14 protein-coding genes and 1 riboswitch are annotated in these 16,152 nt (G+C 67.6%); of the genes, 11 read left to right on the top strand and 3 right to left on the bottom strand.

From position 1 onward, the window contains the following. Positions 1-444 precede the first annotated feature (444 nt). The 3 genes from C5F44_RS10630 (at position 445) to C5F44_RS10620 (ending at position 3,026) form a co-directional block, all read left to right on the top strand. On the top strand, positions 445-945 hold the full coding sequence (locus tag C5F44_RS10630; protein ID WP_235822605.1) for a lysozyme inhibitor LprI family protein: 501 nt from the start codon (positions 445-447) through the stop codon (positions 943-945). A gap of 120 nt (positions 946-1,065) precedes the next feature. Then, entirely contained in the window at positions 1,066-2,406 is a 1,341-nt protein-coding gene (locus C5F44_RS10625; RefSeq protein ID WP_107673512.1) for an ABC1 kinase family protein, read from the top strand. After that, the gene (locus C5F44_RS10620; protein ID WP_107673511.1) at positions 2,403-3,026 is read left to right on the top strand and encodes a class I SAM-dependent methyltransferase; all 624 of its coding nucleotides are present in this window, start codon (positions 2,403-2,405) and stop codon (positions 3,024-3,026) included. The genes C5F44_RS10625 and C5F44_RS10620 overlap by 4 nt, the downstream gene beginning before the upstream one ends. A gap of 63 nt (positions 3,027-3,089) precedes the next feature. Here the strand turns inward: C5F44_RS10620 and C5F44_RS10615 are convergent, their stop codons facing one another. The 3 genes from C5F44_RS10615 to C5F44_RS10605 form a co-directional block, all read right to left on the bottom strand. After that, positions 3,090-4,412, bottom strand: coding sequence for a TRAP transporter large permease (locus C5F44_RS10615; RefSeq protein WP_107673510.1), 1,323 nt, complete (start codon positions 4,410-4,412; stop codon positions 3,090-3,092). Position 4,413: 1 nt separating this feature from the next. Next, positions 4,414-5,094 carry a TRAP transporter small permease gene (locus C5F44_RS10610; protein ID WP_107673509.1) on the bottom strand — a complete coding sequence of 227 codons (681 nt, stop codon included), beginning with the start codon at positions 5,092-5,094 and terminating at the stop codon, positions 4,414-4,416. Positions 5,095-5,160: 66 nt separating this feature from the next. Beyond that, on the bottom strand, positions 5,161-6,177 hold the full coding sequence (locus tag C5F44_RS10605) for a TRAP transporter substrate-binding protein (RefSeq protein ID WP_107673508.1): 1,017 nt from the start codon (positions 6,175-6,177) through the stop codon (positions 5,161-5,163). A 223-nt stretch (positions 6,178-6,400) separates the two neighbouring features. Here C5F44_RS10605 and C5F44_RS10600 point away from each other — a divergent pair, with 223 nt between their 5' ends. The 8 genes from C5F44_RS10600 to C5F44_RS10565 all read left to right on the top strand — a co-directional run bounded on the left by C5F44_RS10600 (position 6,401) and on the right by C5F44_RS10565 (position 16,151). Then, a complete protein-coding gene (locus C5F44_RS10600) occupies positions 6,401-8,350 on the top strand; it encodes a PAS domain S-box protein (protein WP_107673507.1) in 1,950 nt (649 codons plus the stop codon). After that, on the top strand, positions 8,347-8,973 hold the full coding sequence (locus tag C5F44_RS10595) for a response regulator transcription factor (RefSeq protein ID WP_235822604.1): 627 nt from the start codon (positions 8,347-8,349) through the stop codon (positions 8,971-8,973). Before C5F44_RS10600 ends, C5F44_RS10595 begins: the two co-directional genes overlap by 4 nt. A gap of 103 nt (positions 8,974-9,076) precedes the next feature. Then, positions 9,077-9,292, top strand: a riboswitch (cobalamin riboswitch). Between the two features lie 32 nt (positions 9,293-9,324). After that, complete coding sequence (locus C5F44_RS10590; RefSeq protein WP_107673506.1) at positions 9,325-10,068, top strand: ATP-binding cassette domain-containing protein; 744 nt, start codon at positions 9,325-9,327, stop codon at positions 10,066-10,068. 76 nt (positions 10,069-10,144) lie between these two features. Beyond that, positions 10,145-10,543 (top strand): DUF2946 family protein, encoded by a 399-nt coding sequence (locus C5F44_RS10585; RefSeq protein WP_146161931.1) that lies wholly within the window; start codon positions 10,145-10,147, stop codon positions 10,541-10,543. A 75-nt stretch (positions 10,544-10,618) separates the two neighbouring features. After that, complete coding sequence (locus C5F44_RS10580) at positions 10,619-12,688, top strand: TonB-dependent receptor domain-containing protein (protein ID WP_107673504.1); 2,070 nt, start codon at positions 10,619-10,621, stop codon at positions 12,686-12,688. 129 nt (positions 12,689-12,817) lie between these two features. Next, on the top strand, positions 12,818-13,819 hold the full coding sequence (locus C5F44_RS10575) for a Gfo/Idh/MocA family protein (protein ID WP_107673503.1): 1,002 nt from the start codon (positions 12,818-12,820) through the stop codon (positions 13,817-13,819). Then, positions 13,816-15,387 (top strand): acyl CoA:acetate/3-ketoacid CoA transferase, encoded by a 1,572-nt coding sequence (locus tag C5F44_RS10570; protein ID WP_107673502.1) that lies wholly within the window; start codon positions 13,816-13,818, stop codon positions 15,385-15,387. Before C5F44_RS10575 ends, C5F44_RS10570 begins: the two co-directional genes overlap by 4 nt. Then, entirely contained in the window at positions 15,384-16,151 is a 768-nt protein-coding gene (locus C5F44_RS10565; protein WP_107673501.1) for an enoyl-CoA hydratase/isomerase family protein, read from the top strand. Before C5F44_RS10570 ends, C5F44_RS10565 begins: the two co-directional genes overlap by 4 nt. Position 16,152 lies beyond the last annotated feature (1 nt).

The raw sequence follows: 16,152 nt of genomic DNA, 5'->3' as shown, positions 1-16,152 counted from the left end.
GTGCGGCCTTTCGTCGGTTGTCACCCAAACTGTCAATAAAAGCTGACAGTGGTCAACCTGACATGTTGTCTTATTGAAGAAACGCAATAACTTCCTATACCGGATCATGGTCCGGCAAGGCAGGATTGCCATTTCTGCGTGTTTAACAACCGCAGGGCAACCGCGCAAGATGAAGGCGGGGCGACGGGTGCCTTTCCGGCCCCGCCCATCGGGCGCCGCGCCTTTGCCGGTGCGGCGAAACGTGGCAGGGCGCGTGTTTGTCCCCCGGCTGTGTGACCTGATCACAGACCACCCCGCGGGCCGGATGCTTCATGCGCGCCATGCCCGGCGGCGCGATCCGCGGCCCGGGTCATGTGCCAGTCCTCACTTGTCGGAGGCCCCGGCCCCTGTTTCGGCCAGACCTCCCAGCCCCGAAAGGCCGGGTTCATGCAACCGAATGTTCTTATGCTGCTTTTGTCCATCGCCGGGGCAGGGGCGGGCCTTGCCCAGACCCCTGCGCCCCTTGCCCCCTCTGCCGAACCGACCGCGACCTGCGTCGCCGCCGCGAAAACCGGCGCCGACCGCGTCGCCTGCGTCGGGCGGGCCGCCGACGCCTGCCTTGCCGCGGTGAAGGGGGCGACCGATCTTGATGCCGCGATCTGCCTGAACACCGAAGCGGAATGGTGGGCGGCGCAGATGGAGCCCGCCTATGCCGCGGCCCAGGAACGGGCGGTGAAGCTGGACCGGATCTTTGCCAAGGCCATCAAGCAGGGCTCGCCACGGATGACCGACGATCTGGCGCTGATGCAGACCGCCTGGAAGGACTGGTCCGAAAAGCGCTGCATCCTTGAAGCGATGCGCTATCGCGGCAAGCTGAACCGCATGGCGAAGGCCTCGGCCTGCCTGTTGCGGGTGACCGCCGATCAGGTTCTGCTGCTGCAGGCAGTGGCCGCCAATGAACGCTGACCGTGACAGGCGCGAACGCCTGATGCACCTGACCTTGCCGGACGGGGCCGCAGACCACAGGTGTACCTGCAGACGTCCCCACGCCTGCCCCCTGCCGCCCCTTTGCCCGGAAAGCCCCCGATGCCGCATCGCAAGCCCGAGATGAAAGCCGTCGCCGTTCCCAGTTCACGCCTTGCGCGGCTGGCGCAACTGGGCGGCCTTGCCTCGCGCATTGCGGGGAGTGTCGCGGCCGAGGGCGCGCTGCAACTGGCGCGCGGACAGCGGCCCCGCATGGGCGACCTGATCCTGACCCCGGCCAATGCGCGCAAGGTGGCCGACCAGTTGGCGCAGATGCGCGGCGCGGCAATGAAGGTGGGCCAACTGATTTCCATGGATGCGGGCGACATGCTGCCGCCCGAACTGGCGCAGATTCTGGGCCGGCTGCGGGCCGAGGCGCATCACATGCCGGGGCCGCAGTTGAAGAAGGTGCTGACCGATGCCTGGGGCACCGACTGGCTGCGCCGGTTCCAGAGGTTCGACGTGCATCCGGTCGCCGCCGCCTCGATCGGGCAGGTGCACCGGGCACAAACCCGCGATGGCCGCGATCTGGCGATCAAGGTGCAATACCCCGGGGTGCGCCGCAGTATTGATTCTGACGTGGACAACGTCGCCGCGCTGTTGCGCATGGCCGGGCTGGTGCCCCGGGGCGTGGATGTGGCGCCGATGCTGGCCGAGGCAAAGCGCCAGTTGCACGAAGAGGCGGATTATGAACGCGAAGGGCGCTGTCTTGCGCGCTTTGGCGAACTGCTGGCCGGCGAGACGGCCTTCCTTGTGCCGGGCCTGCACGCCGACCTGACCACGCCCGATGTGCTGGCCATGGACTTCGTGCAGGGCATCCCCATTGATGACCTGGCCCCCGCCCCGCAGGCCGAGCGCAACCGCGTGATGACGCTGCTGATCGACCTGCTGTTCCGCGAACTGTTCGAATTCCGGCTGATGCAGACCGATCCGAACTTCGCCAACTACCGCCACGCCCCGGACACCGGCCGCGTGATCCTGCTGGATTTCGGCGCGACGCGCGAATTTCCCGCCGTGCTGGCCGATCAGTATCGCGGGCTGTTGCAGGCCGGGCTGCACGGCGACCGGCCCGGCATCCGGGCGGCGGCGCGGCAGATCGGCTTTCTGGCCGAAGACACGCCCGCGCCGCTGGAACGGGCCATGCTGGAAATGTTCGAAATGTCCCTGGAACCGCTGCGCCATAATGGCCCGTTCGACTTTGGCGCCTCGGATCTGGTCACGCGGATGCGCGAGGCGGCGATGTCCATGTCGGACCAGCGCGACCACGTCCGCCTGCCGCCGATGGATACCTTCTATCTGCAACGCAAGTTCGGCGGCATCTACCTGCTGGCCAGCCGGATGAAGGCGCAGGTTGACCTGCGCCGCCTGATCACACCGCATCTGCAACAGGAAGGGGCGCCATGACCGCAACCGGACAGGCCTTCTGGAACCGGATCGCCGACCGCTATGCCGCGCGGCCGATCAAGGACGTGGCCGCCTATGAAGAGATGCTGGCCGAGGTTGGCGCGCGGCTGCGCCCCCGTGACCGGGTGCTGGAACTGGGCTGCGGCACCGGCGGCACGGCCATCCGGCTGGGCCCGCAGGTGGCCGAGTGGATCGCCACCGATTTCTCGGACCGGATGTTGCAGATCGCGCGGACCAAGGCCGTGCCGCCGAACGTGCGCTTCGTGCTGGCAGAGGCCGGAACAGCCTTTGACGGCGCGCCTTTCGACGCGATCTGCGCCTTCAACCTGCTGCATCTGGTGCCGGACATGCCCGCCACGCTGGCACAGGTTCACGCGGCGCTGCGCCCGGGCGGGCGGCTGATCAGCAAGACCTGGTGCTTTGCCGACCTGCGCCGGACCCTGCGCCTTCTGTTCCCGCTGCTGCGGGTCTTCGGGCTGTTTCCGCCCGCGACATCGCTCAGCGAACCGCAGTTGCGGCAGGCAATCCTTGCAGCCGGCTTCACGATCGAGACGCAGCGCAGCTTTGGCCGCAGCCCGCAAAGCCATTTCATCGTGGCGCGCAAGCCCGGGCCGCCCTGAAACGCGGATCGCCCGCCCCTTTCGGGACGGGCGATTGTCGCTGCAGGGCAAAAGGTCTGCCGGTTACATGCCCAGAAGATGCGGCAGGAACAGGCTGATCGCCGGGACGTAGGTCACAAGCAGCAGGAAGACCAGCATCGTCAGCAGCCAGGGCCAGACGGCGACCGTCAGTTCGGTGATGCCCATCCGCGTGATGCCGCTTGCGACATAGAGGTTCAGCCCCACCGGCGGGTGACACATCCCCACCTCCATGTTGACCACGATCATGATGCCGAAATGCACCGGGTCAATGCCAAGCCGCACCGCGACAGGGAACAGGATCGGCGCCATGATCAGCACGATGGACGACGGCTCCATGAAGTTGCCGGCGGCAAGCAGAAGGATGTTGACGATGATCAGGAACACCCACCAGCTCAGCCCGGCATTCACCATCCATTCGCCAAGCGCCTGCGGAATGCCCTCATGCGCCATCAGGAAGCTGAACAGAACGGCGTTGGTGATGATGTAAAGCAGCATCGCCGACATGTTGGCCGAAGACAGCAGCACCCGCGGCACGTCCTTCAGCTTCATGTCCTTGTAGACGAAGACCGCCACGATGAAGGCATAGACCGCCGACATGGCCGCGGCTTCGGTCGGGGTGAAGATGCCGGTGTAGATCCCGCCGATCACCACCACAATCAGCAGCAGACCCCAGATCGCCTCGCGGAAAGCGGTCCAGCGCGCGCCGAAATTGGCCTTGGCCAGCCGCGGATAGCCGAACTTGCGGGCGCGGTACCAGGTGGTGAAGGCAAGGAACCCCGCCAGCATCAGGCCCGGAACGACACCGGCCATGAACAGCTCGCCCACCGAGGCCGAGTCGACGATCTGGCCATCGGGGCCCGGCACCTGCATCCCGCTGGTGGCCACCGCATACATCACCATCACGATCGACGGCGGGATCAGGATGCCCAGTGCGCCGGACGTGGTGATGACACCCGCGCCGAACTGCTTGGGGAAGCCCTGCGCCACCATGGCCGGCAGGATGACTGAGCCGATGGCGACCACCGTCGCCGGCGAGGAACCGGACACCGCGGCGAACAGGGCGCAGGCGATCACGCCCGCCAGACCCAGCCCGCCGTGCCAGTGCCCGACCATCGCCGTGGCGAAGTTGATCATCCGCTTGGCAACCCCGCCATGGGTCAGGAAGTTGCCGGCCAGAATGAAGAACGGGATCGCCATGATCTCGAACTTCTCGATGCCGGTAAACAGCTTCAGTGCCACCGTGTCGATCGGCACTTCGGTCATGGTGAACAGGAAGGTCAGAACGGTCAGGCCGAGCGAGATCGAGATCGGCATTCCGGTCAGCATGAGGGCGATGAGAAGCCCGAAGATGATAAGGGCGCTCATGTCATTCGTCCTTCGGCTTTTCGACCAGGTCGCGCGGCGTCAGCGGGCTGGACAGGAAGGCTTCGCCCAGATCGTCGATGCCGGCCTCTTCCTCGATCCCGTCAACATGGCCGTGGTCGTGGTGCGGCAGTTCCCCCGTGCGGGCAAAACCCCAGGCCACCTGCAGGAAGCGGAAGCACATCAGCGACGACCCCAGCGGAATGGCCAGGTAGATCAGCCACATCGGCAGTTCCAGGTCGGGCGACCGGGCCGAGGCATGGGCCATGTGCCAGACGAAATTGGTGCCCAGCGTCGCGATGATGCCGGTGAACAGCGCGCCCGCGCAAAGACCGAACAGGATGAAGAACCGCCGCTTGGGGGCGGCCAGCCGGTTGATCAGCACGTCAATCCCGACGTGGATGCCGGTGCGCACCCCGTAGGCCGCGCCGAACTTGGCCATCCAGACGAACAGGATGATGCACAGCTCCTGCGCCCAGACCAGATTGATCGACCGCAGGCCGAAGTAGAACGTCTTGGCGGCCGCCGACAGCGCCGGCATTTCATGGGTGCGGAAAAAGGCCACGGCATCTGCCGAAAGGCCAAGCGAATAGCGGTGTACGACCGAGACGAAGATGATCACGGTCGCCAGCGCAATCAGCCAGACGATCAGGATCTCTTCGGCACGGTCAAGCAAGCGAAGCATGGCTTGACCTCATCACATGGGAAAAGGGAAGGGGTGGGGCGGCCCGGCCGGGCCGCCCCTTGCCGGTCAGCCGCCGGTCGCGGCCTTGACGGCGGCGATGGTCTCGGCGCCGATACGGTCGGCCATTTCGTCATGCACCGGGGTCAGCACCTCGACCCAGGTCGCGCGCTCTTCCTCGGTCATCTCGTGGAACTCGGTCGTGCCGGCCGCCTTCATGGCTTCCAGCGCGGCTTCGTTCTCGGCCTTGGCAATGCCGTTGGCATAGTCGGTCGCTTCGGCCATGGCCTTGTCCAGACCGGCGCGCACATCTTCGGGCAGGCCATCCCAGAACTGCTTGTTCACGATCACCGCATAGCCCAGATAGCCATGGTTCGAGATCGTGGCGTGCTTCTGCACCTCGTTCATCTTCTGGGTATACATGTTCGACGGCGGGTTTTCGGTGCCGTCCACAACGCCGGTCTGCAGCGCCTGATACACTTCGCTGAACGCCATCACCTGCGGCACGGCGCCAAGCGCGTTCATCTCGGCTTCCAGCACCTTGGACGACTGGATGCGCATCTTCAGACCCAGGAAATCGTCCGGCGTGATCACGGGCGAATTGGCCGACATGATCTTGAAGCCGTTGTCCCAATAGGCCAGGCCGGTGATGCCCTTGTCCTCAAGTTTGCCCAGCAGCATCTTGCCGACTTCGCCCTTGGTCACGGCGTGCAGCGCGTCATAGTCCTTGAAGATGTAGGGCAGGTCGAAAACCTCGAAATCCTGCACGCCCAGCGGGCCGAACTTGGCCAGCGACGGGGCCAGCATCTGGACCGCGCCCAGTTGCAGCGCCTCAAGCTCTTCCTTGTCCTTGTAAAGCTGGCTGTTGGGGTAGACCTGCACGTCCACCGCGCCGTTGGTATAGGCTTCGGCCAGTTCCTCGAACTTGGCGGCACCCTTGCCCTTGGGCGTGTCGGGCGCCACGACGTGGCTGAACTTGATGACGATCGGCTCGGCCAGCGCCGGCGCGGCGAAGGACAGGACAAGCGCGGTGGCGCCGGCCATGGCAGCAAGCTGCCGACGGGTGATCGGGGTATGGGTAGCCATGTGATTCTCCTCCGGGCCCGCCGTCTCCCCGGCGGGAATGTGACAGTCATGCGTCAGAGGGGCGCGCGGTCGCTATTGTGGCTTTCCCCAATAGACAATCTGCCGCAGCCCGTGGCACACCGATCCGGTGTGAGGGGGAAACAACACGACCGACCGCGACGTTCCCGAAGCCGCCCCCGTTTCGGGGAAGGCACGCCCCGAGCCCTGGGCGGCCGAGAGCCTGATGGGTTCTCGCCGGTGGGACATGCTTTCACTGGTGCCGCTGGTGGCTATCGTGGCGCTGATCGCGCTGGTGGCGGTGCTGATCCGCATCGGGGCGCAGACCGATGACCAGCGCGCCCGCACCAAGCTGGCGACCGATGCGCTGTGGGTCGAACAGACCCTGCGGTTCCAGATGTCGGTGGATGAGGACATGCTGGTGCGGCTGGCGCTGGATGGCGCGGCCGACACCCCGCAGGATGTGCTGACCAGCCGCGCAAGGCTGCATATCGCGGCTAATCCCGAAATGCTGGCGGTGCGCTGGTTCGATGCGCAGGGCCGGCTGGTGGCGGGCGTGCCCGAAGGGGTGTCGCCGGGCGAACAGGCCATGGCCGATCTGATGCTGCGCTCTCCCGCGGTGTCGTCGCGGCCGGTTTACGGCCCCGTCACCGATGGCGTGGTGACCATGGCGCAGCGCATTTCATCCAGCGAAGGCGTGGTGACCGCCACGCTGGCGCTGCCGCTGATCCTTGACCGTCACATTCCGTGGTGGATCGCCGAACAATACGGCGTGCGGATCTTCGATGTGTCGGGCACGCTGGCCGAACGGGCCCGCCGTCCGGTGGCCGAAGGCGCGCCGCAACACGGCATCAGCTTCGACCCGCCCCTGCGCGGCACCACGCTGCAGATTTCGGCCTATGACCGCCCGCCCGCCTTTGGCAACAGCGCATTGCTGGGGGCCATCGTGGCGCTGGCGTCCTTTGCCGTGCTGGCGCTGGTGGTGGTGCAGCGCAACGCTGTGCACCGCCGCCGCGCCGAAGAACGGCTGCGCGCCGAAATGGCCTTCCGCCGCTCTATGGAGGAAAGCCTGACCGTCGGCCTGCGCGCCAAGGATCACAACGGGCGGATTCTTTACGTCAACGCCGCCTTCTGCAAGCTGGTCGGCCTGCCCGCCGAAACCCTGATCGGGCGCGATCCGCCCATGCCCTACTGGGCGCCCGAGACGCTGGCCGAAACGCTGGACCGCCAGCGCCAGCTTCGCGAAGGGCAGGCGGTGCCGCAGGCCTTTGAAAGCCGCTTCCGCCGCGCCGACGGTTCCGAGATCGACGTGCAGGTGTTCGAGGCGCCGCTGATCGACGCCGCCGGGCGGCATCGCGGCTGGATGGGCTCGATCATCGACATCACCGAAGCCCGCCGCGCCGCCCGGCTGGCGCGCGAGCAGGATGAAACCATGGCCCGCACCGGCCGGCTGGTGACGCTGGGCGAAATGGCCTCAACCCTTGCGCATGAACTGAACCAGCCGCTGGGGGCGATCGCCTCTTACGCGGCGGGCGGGCTGAACCTGCTGGATCAGGGCCGCAATGACCCCGGGCTCATCCGCGGCGCGCTGGAAAAGATGGCCACGCAGGCGCGGCGGGCCGGGCTGATCATCCGCCGCATCCAGGATTTCGTGAAAAAGCGCGAACCGCAGTTCGTGGCGCTGGATCTGGCCGAGGTCGCCGCCGATGCCATCGGCCTGCTGGGCGCCGATGCCCGCGAAATGCGGGTACGGCTGCGGCTTGAGGCGCCCCCCGACCTGCCGCAGGTGGCAGCGGACCGTATCTTGCTGGAACAGGTGCTGGTGAACCTGATCCGCAACGGCATGGAGGCCATGGCCGAAGGCCCGCGCAGCGGCGATGTGCTGGCGGTGCGGCTGACGGCGCAGGGCGAAACCGTGCGGCTTGAAGTCATCGACCGCGGCCCCGGTATTCCCGAGGCGCTGTCCGGCAAGCTGTTCGATCCCTTCACCTCAACCAAGAGCCATGGCATGGGCATGGGGCTGAACATCTGCCGCTCCATCGTCGAACTGCACCACGGAACGCTTGAGCACGCGCCCAACCCCCCGGGTGGCACGGTCTTCGCGGTAACGCTGCCGGCCGGCCCGCCCCCCGCCACCGGGGATCGTGCCGAAGCCGCAAAGGAGGCCACGCCATGACCGCCGACATGACCGCCGACACCGATCTTGCCGTGCATATCGTTGATGACGAGGAAGCCCTGCGCGACGCGCTGGCCTTCCTCTTCGCATCGCGCGGCATCGCCACCCGGCTCTGGCCCTCGGGCGAGGCGCTGCTGGCCGGCTGGCCGCAGCCCGGTTGCGGCTGCCTGATCCTGGATGTGCGGATGGACGGAATGTCGGGGCCGCAGGTGCTGGATGCCCTGTCGGCGCAGGAAGGCGGCGTCGATGCGCTGCCGCCGGTCATTTTTCTGACCGGCCATGCCGATGTGCCGCTGGCGGTGCAAAGCCTGAAGGCCGGCGCCTTCGACTTCGTGGAAAAGCCGTTCAACGACAATCAGATCGTCGATCTTGCCCTCAGCGCCATCGCCCTGCGCCGTGACCGCGTGGCCGCCGCCCGCGACCGGCTGAACCTTGAACAGCGCCGCGCCAGCCTGTCGGCGCGCGAGGTCGAGGTGATGGTCCTCATGCTGCAAGGCCGGCTGAACAAGCAGATCGCCGATGACCTTGGCATCTCGATGCGCACGGTCGAGGCGCATCGGTCGCGCGTGCTGGCCAAGATGGGCGCCCGCAACATTGCCGAACTGGCGCGGATGCTGTCCTGACCGCCGGGGCACGGCACCGCCGCACCCTTTTACGGGATCGCAACCCATGTCGGGCGCGGAGCGACAGGCGTCGCAGCCGGGCTTGCCCCGCGGCGACCCCCCAAGGCAACCTGTCCGCGATGGTTCCGGCGGTCTGCAAGGGCTGACCGGATGAAAAGGGAACACGGTGCGGCGCCGGCGGCGCCAATTCCGTGACTGCCCCCGCAACTGTAAGCGGCGAGCGACCCCCATCGCCACTGGGCCTCCGATTGCGGGTCCGGGAAGGCGGGGGAAGCCACGACCCGCGAGTCAGGAGACCTGCCATCGTCAGATCAACCACACCGGGCGGGGTGCCCCGGAAAGGAGCTTGCGATGGAAGACCCAAGACACCGCCCCCCGGCGGCCCCTGTCTGCCCCGTTTCGCGGCCTGCCCTGTTGCAGCTTCGCGGCGTGGGCTGGACCGCCCGCAGCGGCGGCCCGACCCTTGCCGACATCAGCTTCACCGTTCAGGCGGGGCAGGTGCTGGGGCTTGCCGGGCCGCCCGGCGCGGGCACCTCGGTGCTGTTGCGGCTGCTGTGCCGCGCCCTGGCGCCAACCCGCGGCGCCGTCCTGCTGCAGGGGCGCGACCTGTGGTTGATCCCGCCGCATGAGGCGGCGCGAACCGTGGCCGCCGTGCTGCAAGCGCCGCTTGATCCGGGCCTGACCCTGCGCCAGCTTGTCGCCCTTGGCCGGCAGGCCTGCCGGGCCACCGGCCGCCCCGGCTGGCGCGACGCCGAAGCCGTGGCCGAGGTGCTGGAGCGGCTGAACCTTGGCCCGCTTGCCCGCCGCCGCTTCGGCACGCTGCGCCCCGGCGACCGGCAGCTTGCCCGTCTGGCCTGCGCCTTGGCGCAAGACCCCGCGCTTGTGGTGCTGGATCGCCCCGCCGACCCGGACGAGGCCCGCCATCTGCCCGCGCTGCTGCATCATCTGCGCCGTCTTGGCCTGGCGGCCGTCTGCGCGCTGCCCGAAACCGCCCCGGTTCCCGATGCCGTTGACCGGGTGATCCGCCTTCAGCACGGTCGCATCACCGCTGACGAAACCGCCGTCCTGCCGCAGGCACGCATTGCCGGCCTCTGAATATCGCGGCCTGCGACAACTTGTAAATTGTCGGGCCGCGTCAACCGTGCGAACATTCGCATTGATGAATGTTGTGATGGGTTTTTTCTCCCGCCTGCGCGGGCCGCTGTCTGCGGCCCTTGTTCTGCTGCTTGCGCTGCAACTGTCGTTGGGGCTGCGCCCGTTGCAGCCGGGTCGGCTGGCCGACGGGATGCTCGAGATCGTGCTCTGCTCGCAGGGCAGCATGCGCACGGTTCTGCTGAACCTTGAAACCGGTGAGATCAGCGATACCGAAAAGCCCGATGCCAACCCCGCCCAGAACTGCCCCTTCTGCCTGACCGGAATCGCGCTGCTGGACGATCCGTCGCCGCTGCCGGTGCTGGCAGGGCGTCTTGTCGCCAGCCTGTCGTTGCCCGTGCCCGCGCCCCGCGTGGTGCCGCAGCCGCTTGACCTGTCCCGTCTGATCCGCGGCCCCCCGGCCCGGATCGCTGCCTGACCACACCTCAGACAGACCAACGGAAGCCGCGCGGCGCAAGGTGACCGCGTGCCCGGAAACAAGGGACAAAAAACCATGACCATCGCCAACATGACGCGCCTTGGCGCGACCGCCCTCCTGCTCGGCTCGATCTCGGGCCTCGCGCTTGCGCAGGGTGCGACCGAAGACCCCGCCACCCCGCTGCCGCCGATCTACATTACGGGCAGCGGGATCAAGGGCCCACAAAGCACCGCCTCGGGCACCGTCTTCGACCCAGCCACCCTTGGCACCCCGTCCTATCTGGACGGCGGCGCTGTGCTGACCACGCTGCCCGGCATCGCCAGCAGCCGCATGGGCGGCCAAGGGCTTGACATCGTGATCCGCGGGCTGAACTCGAACCAGATCAACGTCATCGACGCCGGGGCCGTCACCTATGGCGGTTGCCCCAACCACATGGACCCGCCCGCCTCGACCGCGGCCTTTGCCCGCGCCGACAAGGTGACGGTGACCCGTGGCTATGCCAGCGTGACCAACGGCCCCGGCGGCACCGGCGGCACCGTCCGGCTGGAGCGCGAGGCGCCCCCCGCCGGCGCGGCCAACGGCTTTACCGGCGAGGCTCACGCCAGCGCCGGATCAAACGCCAATGCGCTGGGCGCGGGCGGCAGGTTCACCTGGACGCTGGGCAACGGCTTCTACGTCAAGGGCGCGGTCGAGGCGAAGGATGCCGACGATTACGCCGATGGCGCGGGCCGCACGGTGCGCAGCGCCTATGAACAGACCAGCGGCGGCCTGACTTTCGGCTATGTGGGGCAGGGCTTCGACATCGCGCTGGACTATGACCGCGATGCCGCCCGCGACGTGCTGTTCGCCGGCGCCGGGATGGACAGCCCGTCCACCGATACCACCGTCTGGCGCCTGCGCGGCGGGGTGGATCTGGACGCCGGCGCCCTGCGCCGGATCGAGGCCGAGGTCTTCCTGTCCGAAGTCGATCACGTCATGGACAACTATTCGCTGCGCCCCGCCACGGGCATGTTCATGCGCGTTCCCACCACTTCCGACACGCACGGCGGCAAGGTCGAGGCGCAGTTCACCTTCGGCAGCACCACCGCCCGGCTGGGCATCGACCACCAGTCGAACAATCGCCTGGCCATCCTTTACGGCGGCATGGCCGCCGCCCGCCCCGCGATCGAGGCCGCGAACCCTGCCAATGCGCGCTTCCTGATGTGGCCCGATGTCACCATCGAACAGACCGGGCTTTATGCCGAAACCGAAACCGAACTGGATGCCGCAAACACGCTGAAACTGGGTCTGCGCCATGACCATGTGAAGGCCAGCGCGGGTGCGGCGGCGGGTCTGCCCGGCTATGCGGCGGCGGCGCCCAACGGCTTCTACACCACCTATTACGGCACCACCTTCAACGACGCCCGCCGCGAAGACAACTGGGGCGGACTGGTCCGGTTCGAACATGATTTCGGCGGTGGCATGACCGGCTTTGTCGGCCTGTCCCGCTCGGTCCGCACGGCGGATGCCACCGAACGCGCCATGGGCCGCAGCAACTGGGTCGGCAACCCCGACATCGCGCCGGAAAAGCACCTGCAATTCGACCTGGGGGTCGAGGTCAAGCGCGATGACTGGGCCCTGACCGCCACCGCCTATGTCGACCGGGTGGATGATTTCATCCTGCGCGACGCCAGCACCTTCGCCGGGGTGACCACCTATCGCAACGTCTCGGCCCAACTCGCCGGGGTAGAACTGTCGGGGTCATGGCAAAGCGGCGGCCTGCAACTGACCGGGGATCTGGCCTATACCCGTGGCCAGAACCGCGATGACGACGCGCCACTGGCGCAGATCCCGCCGCTGATGGGCAAGCTGGCGGTGTCCTATGGCGAAGGCGCCTGGCGGCTGGGCACCCAGATGGTCTGGGCCGACGGGCAGGACCGCATCGACCCCGCCCGCGACCCGGCCGCAACGCCCGGCTATGCGGTGTTCAACCTGTTCGGCAGCTATGACATCAGCGAAACGGTCACGCTGACTGCCGGCGTCGACAATCTGTTCGACCGGGCCTACGCCACGCATCTGGCCCGGTCCAACGCGGTCGATCCTGCGCTGGTGCAGGTTTACGAACCGGGCCGCACTTTCCATCTGGCGCTTTCGGCCAAGTTCTGACCCGCGCCTGCCGGGGCCGCGAAACCCGCGGCCCCGGCCCTTTGTGCCAGCCTTCGAATCGTCTTGACCGGATTTGGATCGTTCCATATACAAATTTTGGAACGATCCAAATCCGGGGGGGGGAAGAGGATGCGCTGGGCCTTGATCGGGGCAAGCACCATTGCTTCGCAATTCATGTGTGCTGCTTTCCGCGCGGCAGGGCATCAGATCGTCACCGTCGTCAGCGGCTCTGCCGACCTTGCCGCCCGCTTTGCCGAAGCCAACGCCATCCCGGCCTGCACCACCGATCTGGCCGCCGCCCTGGCCGATCCGGGCGTCGCTGCGGTCTACATCTCCTCGACCAACGAAAAGCACCACGCGCAGGCGCTGGCCGCCATCGCCGCGGGCAAGCATGTGCTGTGCGAAAAGCCGCTGGGCCTGACGCTGGCCGAAGCGCAGCAAATGGTTGCCGCCGCCGATGCCGCCGGCGTGGTCTTTGCCACCAACCACCACCTGCGCTGTTCGGGCAGCCACCGCGCCGTGCGCGATCTGGTCGCCTCGGGCCGCATCGGGCGGGTGCTGTCGCTGCGCATCTTCCACGCCGTCCACCTGCCGGTGACGCTGCAGGGCTGGCGCATCAACGATGCCGGCGCCGGCGGCGGCGTCATTCCCGACATCACCGTTCACAACGCCGATGTGGCCCGCTTCCTGCTGGGCGAAGACCCGCAGACCGTGGTCGCGCAAAGCGCCACCTCGGGCATGGGGCAGGGGGTGGAAGACAGCGCCATGTCGGTCTGGTCCATGCCCTCGGGCGCCATGGTCTTTGCCCATGAAAGTTTCACCCACCCCTTCGCCGGATCGGGGCTTGAGGTGCATGGCACCGAAGGGTCGATCTTCGCGCGCGGCGTGATGACCCAACGCCCGCTGGGCGAGGTTGAACTTGTCACCGCCGGCGGGCGCACCTCCGTGCCCTTCGCGAGTGATGACCTGTACACCGTCGCCGTCCGCCAGTTCGCCCGCGCCGTTGCCGGCCAGGGCCAGCCCGCCGCCACCGGCCATGACGGCATCGCCTCGCTGGCGGTGGCGCTGGCCGTGCGTCAGGCCGCCCGCACCGGCACCCGCCAGACCGTCCAATACGGGGCCACCGCATGACCAAGATCGTCACCCCGGCCGAGGCCGTTTCCCGCATCGCCGACGGCGCCACCGTCACCGTCTCCTCCTCCTCGGGCCTGGGCTGCCCCGATCTGGTGCTGCGCGCCCTGGGCGACAGGTTCCGCGCCGAAGGCCACCCGCGCGGGTTGACCACGCTGCACCCCATCGCCGCCGGCGACATGTATGGCGTCAAGGGCATCGACCATATCGCGCAGGACGGTCTGCTGACCCGCGTCCTGGCCGGGTCTTACCCCTCCGGCCCGTCGAACCTGCCGATGCCCGAGATCTGGAAGATGATCGTCGAGGATCGCGTCGCCGCCTACAACGTGCCCTCGGGCATCCTGTTCGACATGCACCGCGAAGCCGCCGCCCGCCGCCCCGGCGTGCTGACCAGGGTCGGGCTTGAAACCTTTGTCGATCCCGTCCGCGAAGGCTGCGCGATGAACGCCAGCGGCGCGGCCCGGCCCATCGTGGCGCGCGTCGAATTCGCGGGGCAGACCTGGCTGCATTTCCCCAACATCCAGCCCGATGTCTGCATCCTGCGCGCCACCACCGCCGATGAACACGGCAACCTGACCTATGAACACGAAGGCGCCTATCTGGGCGGGCTGGAGCAGGCGATCTGCACCCGCAACAACGGCGGGTTGGTCATCGCGCAGGTCAAGCGCGTCACCACCAACGGCTCGCTTCGCCCGCATGACGTGCGGGTGCCGGGCCATCTGGTCGATCTGGTGGTGATCGACCCCGATCAGCGCCAGACCACCGAAACCCCCTATGATCCGGCCATTTCCGGCCAGATCATGCGCCCGTGGTCCAGCTTCGATCTGGCCGAACCGGGCGTGGAAAAAGCCATCGCCCGCCGCGCCGCGATGGAACTGCGCGGCGGCATGACCGCGAACCTTGGCTTCGGCATCAGCGCCATGGTGCCCCGCATCCTGCTGGAGGAAGGCCACCCCGAGGCGGTGACCTGGGCCATCGAACAGGGCGCCGTGGGGGGGATGCCGCTGACCGGCTTCGCCTTCGGCTGCGCCTCGAACGCCGATGCCTATATCCCGTCGCCGCAGCAGTTCATCTACTTTCAGGGCGCGGGCTTCGACATGTCCTTCCTGTCGTTCCTTGAGGTTGACGTGGAAGGCAACGTCAACGTCTCGAAACTGGGCAAGAAGCCCTACCTGACCGCCGGCTGCGGCGGCTTTGTCGACATCACCGCCCATGCGAAAAAGATCGTCTTCTCCGGTTGGTTCGAGGCGGGGGCCGAAATCGCCGTGTCGTCCGCCGGGCTGCGGGTGGAAAGGCCCGGCAAGTTCACCAAGATGGTGGATCGCGTCGAACATGTCACCTTCTCGGGCAACCGGGCCCGCGCGCAGGGGCAAGAGGTGCTGTATATCACCGAACGCTGCGTGATGCGGCTTGCCCCCGGCGGCCTTGTCGCAACCGAGATCATGCCCGGCATCAATCCGCAGCGCGACATCGTCGATGCCAGCCATGGCCGCGTGGCGCTGGCGCCCGATGCGGTGACGATGCCGCTGTCGCTGCTGGCCGAAGGCCCGATGGGCTGGCAGCCATGAGCGCGGTTCACCTCGACATCCGTGGCCGCATTGCCGAACTGCGGCTCGACAATCCCGCCCGGCTGAACGCCTTTTCGGTGGAAATGCTGGGCCATCTGGCGGCCCATCTCGACACCATCGAACGCTCGGACGACATCGCCTGCGTTCTGGTCACCGCCGAACCCGCCCGCGCCTTCTGCTCGGGCGCCGACATCAATGGCTGGGGCGACCTGTCCCCCGCCGAATTCGCCCGCCACTGGGTCCGCTCGGGCCACCGCCTGTTCGACCGCCTGGCCCGTCTGGCCCGCCCCACGATCGCCGTGCTGCACGCCCATGCCTTTGGCGGCGGGCTGGAACTGGCCGCCGCCTGCGACATCCGCGTGATGGCGCCGAAGACCACGCTGGCGCTTCCCGAAGCGGGCATCGGCATCGTTCCCGGCTGGTCGGGCACCCAACGCCTTGCCCGGCTGCTGCCCCCGCCCGTGGTGCGCGAAATGGCGCTGTTCGGGCGCCGCATCACCGCCGACCGCGCCCTTGCCCTGGGCTTTGCCGCCGAAGTTGCCGAAGACCCCCGCGCCGCGGCCGAAGCCATCGCCGAAGGCGTCCTGCGCCTGTCGCCCCGCGCCGTTGAAACCGCCAAGGCCATGCTGCTGGCCGGTTGCGGCGAAGACAGCGCCGCCTTCATCGAGGCGCTTGGCTCTGCCGCCATTTCCGCCAGCGCCGACCGCGCCGAAGGGGTTGCCTCCTTCCGCGAAAAGCGGCCCCCCGTCTTCCCCGGAACCTGAC

Origin of the sequence: Fuscovulum blasticum DSM 2131 (assembly GCF_003034965.1) — a bacterium.
GTDB lineage: Bacteria > Pseudomonadota > Alphaproteobacteria > Rhodobacterales > Rhodobacteraceae > Pseudogemmobacter > Pseudogemmobacter blasticus.
The sequence above is the reverse complement of the archived record's forward strand: the minus strand, read 5'-3'. Positions and strand labels throughout refer to the sequence as shown.

Bases quoted from the DNA above. Each gene is read 5' to 3' on its own strand.
- C5F44_RS10630 (WP_235822605.1), top strand. From the start codon at position 445: ATGCTGCTTTTGTCCATCGCCGGGGCAGGGGCGGGCCTTGCCCAGACC.
- C5F44_RS10625 (WP_107673512.1), top strand. From the start codon at position 1,066: ATGCCGCATCGCAAGCCCGAGATGAAAGCCGTCGCCGTTCCCAGTTCA.
- C5F44_RS10620 (WP_107673511.1), top strand. From the start codon at position 2,403: ATGACCGCAACCGGACAGGCCTTCTGGAACCGGATCGCCGACCGCTAT.
- C5F44_RS10615 (WP_107673510.1), bottom strand. From the start codon at position 4,412: ATGAGCGCCCTTATCATCTTCGGGCTTCTCATCGCCCTCATGCTGACC.
- C5F44_RS10610 (WP_107673509.1), bottom strand. From the start codon at position 5,094: ATGCTTCGCTTGCTTGACCGTGCCGAAGAGATCCTGATCGTCTGGCTG.
- C5F44_RS10605 (WP_107673508.1), bottom strand. From the start codon at position 6,177: ATGGCTACCCATACCCCGATCACCCGTCGGCAGCTTGCTGCCATGGCC.
- C5F44_RS10600 (WP_107673507.1), top strand. From the start codon at position 6,401: ATGGGTTCTCGCCGGTGGGACATGCTTTCACTGGTGCCGCTGGTGGCT.
- C5F44_RS10595 (WP_235822604.1), top strand. From the start codon at position 8,347: ATGACCGCCGACATGACCGCCGACACCGATCTTGCCGTGCATATCGTT.
- C5F44_RS10590 (WP_107673506.1), top strand. From the start codon at position 9,325: ATGGAAGACCCAAGACACCGCCCCCCGGCGGCCCCTGTCTGCCCCGTT.
- C5F44_RS10585 (WP_146161931.1), top strand. From the start codon at position 10,145: ATGGGTTTTTTCTCCCGCCTGCGCGGGCCGCTGTCTGCGGCCCTTGTT.
- C5F44_RS10580 (WP_107673504.1), top strand. From the start codon at position 10,619: ATGACCATCGCCAACATGACGCGCCTTGGCGCGACCGCCCTCCTGCTC.
- C5F44_RS10575 (WP_107673503.1), top strand. From the start codon at position 12,818: ATGCGCTGGGCCTTGATCGGGGCAAGCACCATTGCTTCGCAATTCATG.
- C5F44_RS10570 (WP_107673502.1), top strand. From the start codon at position 13,816: ATGACCAAGATCGTCACCCCGGCCGAGGCCGTTTCCCGCATCGCCGAC.
- C5F44_RS10565 (WP_107673501.1), top strand. From the start codon at position 15,384: ATGAGCGCGGTTCACCTCGACATCCGTGGCCGCATTGCCGAACTGCGG.